This is a genomic window from Bradyrhizobium sp. 154 (genome assembly GCF_023073875.1).
Taxonomy (GTDB): domain Bacteria; phylum Pseudomonadota; class Alphaproteobacteria; order Rhizobiales; family Xanthobacteraceae; genus Bradyrhizobium.
On the sequence record NZ_JADPKG010000097.1, the window covers coordinates 1 to 857 of the forward strand.

The window sequence follows — 857 nt, forward strand, 5'->3', positions numbered from 1 at the left end:
GTTGTAATCGGCCCGTCAGCATCCAAACGTGACGCGGGCCTGGGCGGCGAGGTGAACAACGTCTCGTTCAACAGTTCATCCCGCAGCCGGCCGTTGATGGGGAAGACGGCCCCGCTCCATTGGCGCCGGCGATATACTGGCGATGGACGAACCCGCTAACAGGAGCAATTGACCAATGGAAGCCGCCACAATTGGGTTGGACATTTCGAAGCTTTTCAGATCCATGCAGTTGATGACCAAGGCCAAGTGGCCGGTCGCCAACGTCTCCGGCGAGGCGAGATCGTGTCGTTCTTCTCCTCGCTCGCACCTTGCCTGGTCGGCATCGAAGCCTGGCGACTGCTCACCACTGGGCGCGGGAGATTCGGCAGTTTGGACACGATGTCAGGTTGATTCCGCCAGCCTATGTTAAACCCTACCTACGAAGAGGAGCCAAGAATGACGCCGCTGACGCGGCCGCGATCTGCGAAGCGGTCAGTCGTCCCAATATGCGGTTCGTTCCAATCAAGAGCGCCGAGAACCAGGGCTTCTTGATGCTTCATCGTGCAAGAGGCTTGCTGGTCCGCCAACGCACCATGACAGCTTGCGCCATTCGGGCTCACTTTGCTGAGTTCGGAATCATTGTCGGGCAAGGCCGGCAACGGGTGGATGGTCTAGTGGACTTGTTGGATGACCAAGAACTGACGCTACCGGCGCACGCCCGTATCGCACTGGCCGTCCTTGTGAGCCAACTGGAAGGAATTGGACCGGCAGGTCGAGGCCATCGAGCGCGAACTGGCTGGATCCAGCAAGTAAACCGATCGCGAAGTTGCTGTCCTCGATTCCCGGGATCGGTCCCATTACGGCCACGGCTCTCGCCG

1 pseudogene is annotated in these 857 nt (G+C 59.6%); it reads left to right on the forward strand.

Going from position 1 to position 857, the window contains the following annotated elements:
- Positions 1-175: 175 nt before the first annotated feature.
- Positions 176-632, forward strand: a pseudogene (locus IVA92_RS22520) (IS110 family transposase); the annotation flags it as partial.
- Positions 633-857 lie beyond the last annotated feature (225 nt).